The sequence below is a fragment of the Microbacterium sp. K41 genome (genome assembly GCF_004794395.1).
Classification (GTDB): Bacteria; Actinomycetota; Actinomycetes; order Actinomycetales; family Microbacteriaceae; genus Microbacterium; species Microbacterium sufflavum.
Genome location: NZ_SSDO01000303.1, coordinates 1 through 3,493, shown reverse-complemented (window position 1 = coordinate 3,493; position 3,493 = coordinate 1). Strand labels below are relative to the sequence as shown.

At 71.3% G+C, this 3,493-nt stretch carries 3 protein-coding genes and 1 pseudogene; 2 read left to right on the top strand and 2 right to left on the bottom strand.

Translation table 11 applies throughout. The features are described from left to right. On the top strand, positions 1 to 1,476 hold a 1,476-nt coding region (locus tag DW309_RS08945; protein ID WP_136045169.1), incomplete at its 5' end, for a DEAD/DEAH box helicase. Positions 1,477 to 1,557: 81 nt separating this feature from the next. Here DW309_RS08945 and DW309_RS08940 read toward each other — a convergent pair. Continuing rightward, positions 1,558 to 2,097 carry a YaeQ family protein gene (locus DW309_RS08940; RefSeq protein ID WP_136045168.1) on the bottom strand — a complete coding sequence of 180 codons (540 nt, stop codon included), beginning with the start codon at positions 2,095 to 2,097 and terminating at the stop codon, positions 1,558 to 1,560. A 46-nt stretch (positions 2,098 to 2,143) separates the two neighbouring features. Continuing rightward, positions 2,144 to 3,232: an Rv2578c family radical SAM protein gene (locus DW309_RS08935; RefSeq protein WP_136045167.1), complete on the bottom strand. Its 1,089-nt coding sequence runs from the start codon at positions 3,230 to 3,232 to the stop codon at positions 2,144 to 2,146. A gap of 74 nt (positions 3,233 to 3,306) precedes the next feature. Here DW309_RS08935 and DW309_RS08930 point away from each other — a divergent pair. Continuing rightward, positions 3,307 to 3,493, top strand: a pseudogene (locus DW309_RS08930) (M15 family metallopeptidase); the annotation flags it as partial.

Sequence of the window (3,493 nt, the reverse complement as noted above, 5' to 3'; positions counted from 1 at the left end):
CGGGGCCGCTCGAACGACCGCGGTCCCTCGCGCCCCGAGCGCTCGTACGACGCCGACCGCGCCCGCCGGGCCTTCGACCGCGACCGCACGCAGCGCGCGTTCGACGGGGAGCGGGAGCGTCCCCGCGCCTCGACCGGTGGCGCCTACCGCACCGAGCGTCCGCGTCGGGAGGAGCGCCCCAGCCGCAGCGACTGGAACGCCAAGCCCAAGGACGCCTTCACCCCGGGCGCCGACGTGGTGCACGAGCGCCTCGAAGCGCAGGCCGTGCAGGCCGTCGAGGTCGAGAACGTGACCTTCGCCGACCTCGGGCTCGGCTCGAACATCACCGAGACGCTGAAGAACCTCGGCGCCGAGACGCCTTTCCCGATCCAGGCGGCCAGCATCCCGGCCGTGCTGGAGGGGCGCGACGTGCTCGCCCGCGGTCGCACCGGCTCCGGCAAGACCATCGCGTTCGGCGCGCCGCTCGTGGAGCGCGTGCTCCAGTCGCAGGCGGGCAAGCGCCGCGAGTTCGGTCGTGCCCCGCGCGCGATCATCCTCGCCCCGACGCGCGAGCTCGCGCTGCAGATCGACCGCACGATCCAGCCGATCGCCCGCAGCGTCGGACTGTTCACCACGCAGATCTACGGCGGTGTGCCGCAGGGCCGCCAGGTGGGTGCGCTGAAGAAGGGCGTCGACATCGTGATCGGCACGCCCGGACGCGTCGAGGACCTGATGAACCAGGGCAAGCTCGACCTGTCCGACTGCCGCATCGCGGTGCTGGACGAGGCCGACCACATGTGCGAGCTCGGGTTCGTCGAGCCCGTGCAGCGCATCCTCCGCCGCACTGCCGAGGGCAGCCAGAAGCTGCTGTTCTCTGCGACGCTCGACCGCGAGGTCGCCGCGCTCGTCGACGAGTTCCTCGTGGACCCGGCCGTGTACGAGGTCGCCGGGGAGGACCAGGAGTCGAGCACGATCGAGCACCGGGTGCTGGTGATCGAGCACCGCGACAAGGCCGACATCCTCACGTCGCTCGTCGACCGCGAGGGCAAGACGCTCGTGTTCGCCCGCACCCGCGCCTACGCCGAGATGCTGGCGGAGCAGTTCGACGACGCCGGCATCCCCGCGGTGTCGCTGCACGGCGACCTGAACCAGGCCAAGCGCACGCGCAACCTGGAGAAGCTCACCTCGGGTCGCGTGAACGTGCTCGTGGCGACCGACGTCGCGGCGCGCGGCATCCACGTCGACGACATCGACCTGGTCGTGCAGGCCGACGCCCCCGACGAGTACAAGACCTACCTGCACCGGTCGGGTCGCACGGGCCGCGCCGGTCGCTCGGGTCGCGTGGTGACGCTGATCACGCGTCAGCGCCAGCGTCGCATGAACGAGCTGCTGGAGCGTGCCGAGATCGAGGCGCCGTTCGAGAACGCCCGCCTGGACGACGACGTGATCGAGGAGATCGCCGGGCGTCAGCCGTCGACGGCCGACCTCACCGCCTGATCGCCTTCGGATCGGAAAGGCCCCGGAGACCTCGGTCTCCGGGGCCTTTCCGCGCTTCGCACCCCGGCATCACCCGGGGTGTCAGCCGAGCTCGTGCTCGTGCAGCGCGGTCACCAGGCTCGTGCCGTTGAGGTCGAGGTAGAGCACGCGCTCCGTCACGGTGAGGGTCAGGGTGTTGCGGCGCTCCAGGTGCGGCGTCACGGTGTCGATGAACCCGGGGTCGAAGCTGTGGACGCGGATGTCCTCGGCGCGGTGGATGCGTTTGTCCGCCCACGGCGCCATCACCTTCGCGGGGTCGCGGTGCGTGTACACCACGGTGCGCTCGGCGAGACGGCTGGCGTGGTGCAGGCGCTCCGCGTCGGGCGCGCCGACCTCGATCCAGGTGACGATCCGCCCGGTGAGGTCGCGCACGAGCACCGCGGGCTCCTCGGTGTCGGACACGCTGCCGCCGAACGCGATGCCCTCGCCGAACTCGAGCCCGTACGCCAGCACCCGCGTGAGCATGTAGGCGTCGGTCTCGGAGGGGTGCCGCGCCACCCGCAGCGAGTAGTCGTCGTAGACCCCGCGATCGGTGTCGGCGAGCTGCACGTCGAACGTGTGGAGGGTGGAACCGATCGCCATGATCCCCGAGCCTACGCGGCCCCGGAGGCCCTCCCGACCGGACGGCTCAGAACAGCATCGGCTGCGGGGGTGTCGCGGCGGGCCCGGTCTGTCGGAAGGCGACCGTGCCGGCCGGTGGCGTGCTCGACGCGGTGTGCCCCTGCCCCGGCCGGAACCCGCGGCGGGGGTAGTCGTCTTCGTGCCGGGCGTCGAGGCCGTGCAGGCGGATGAGCGGTCGCACCCGCCGTGCCAGCCACTGGCGGTAGGGCTTGGGGGCTTCGACCGACGCGCCGGGGTACAGCCCGCGGTACGACGACACGAGGTCGGGGCGCGTGCGCTCGAGCCACTCGAAGAACCACGGCTTGACCCCCGGCCGCAGATGCAGCGCCCCGTAGATGACGGTGCGTGCCCCCGACTCCTTGATGCGGCGGAGGCCGGTGTCGATCGACTCCACCGAGTCGGTGAGGTGCGGCAGGATCGGCATGAGGAACACGGTCACGGGGAACCCGGCATCGGCCAGGGCGCGCACCGTGTCGAGCCGCGCCTGGGTGGTGGGCGCTCCCGGCTCGATCGCCTTCTGCAGGGCGTCGTCGTACATCGCGATCGACATCTGCACGTCGACCGGCACCCGCTCGGCCGCCTTCACCAGCAGGGGGATGTCGCGGCGGATCAGCGTGCCCTTGGTGAGGATCGAGATCGGCGTGCCCGAGGTCGCGAGCGCCTGGATGATGCCGGGCATGAGAGCGTAGCGGCCCTCCGCGCGCTGGTACGGATCGGTGTTCGTGCCGAGCGCCACGGTCTCGTGGTTCCAGCTGCCCCGCCGCAGCTCTCGCTCCAGCACCTCGACCACGTTGACCTTGACCACGATCTGCGAGTCGAAGTCGGCGCCGCCGTCGAGGTCGAGGTACTCGTGCGTGCCGCGGGCGAAACAGTACGTGCAGGCATGAGAGCAGCCGCGGTAGGGGTTGATGGTCCAGGCGAACGGCATGCGCGAGGCGCCGGGCACGTGGTTGAGAGCCGACTTCGACAGCACCTCATGGAAGGTCATGCCCTCGAACGCCGGGGTCTTCACGGTGCGCAGCACGCCGCGGCGCTCCTCCAGCCCGGGCAGCGCCGCCTCGTCGACGTCGCCCAGCTTCTGCCCCTGCCACCGCATCCCCTCATTCGAACAGAAAGACGAAGAAAGCACAAGCGGGCATCGCAGAGATCTTCGAATGAGAGAATGAGGCAATGACCGTTCCGCCGCTTGCCCAGCATGCGGCTCCGCGCTCCCCGATCTCCGGTCCCGCGCTGCCCGTGGGGCTGGCCGTCGCCGCGCTCGGCGTGCTGTTCTCGATCGCCTCGACGCCCGTGCTCCCCTCGTCGGCGGCCGACGCGATGCCGCGGCCCGTCGCGGTCGCGCAGGTGCCGGCGGTGC

Excerpts from the sequence above, each read along its gene's own strand:
- DW309_RS08935 (WP_136045167.1), bottom strand. The coding sequence starts at position 3,232 with ATGCGGTGGCAGGGGCAGAAGCTGGGCGACGTCGACGAGGCGGCGCTG.
- DW309_RS08940 (WP_136045168.1), bottom strand. The coding sequence starts at position 2,097 with ATGGCGATCGGTTCCACCCTCCACACGTTCGACGTGCAGCTCGCCGAC.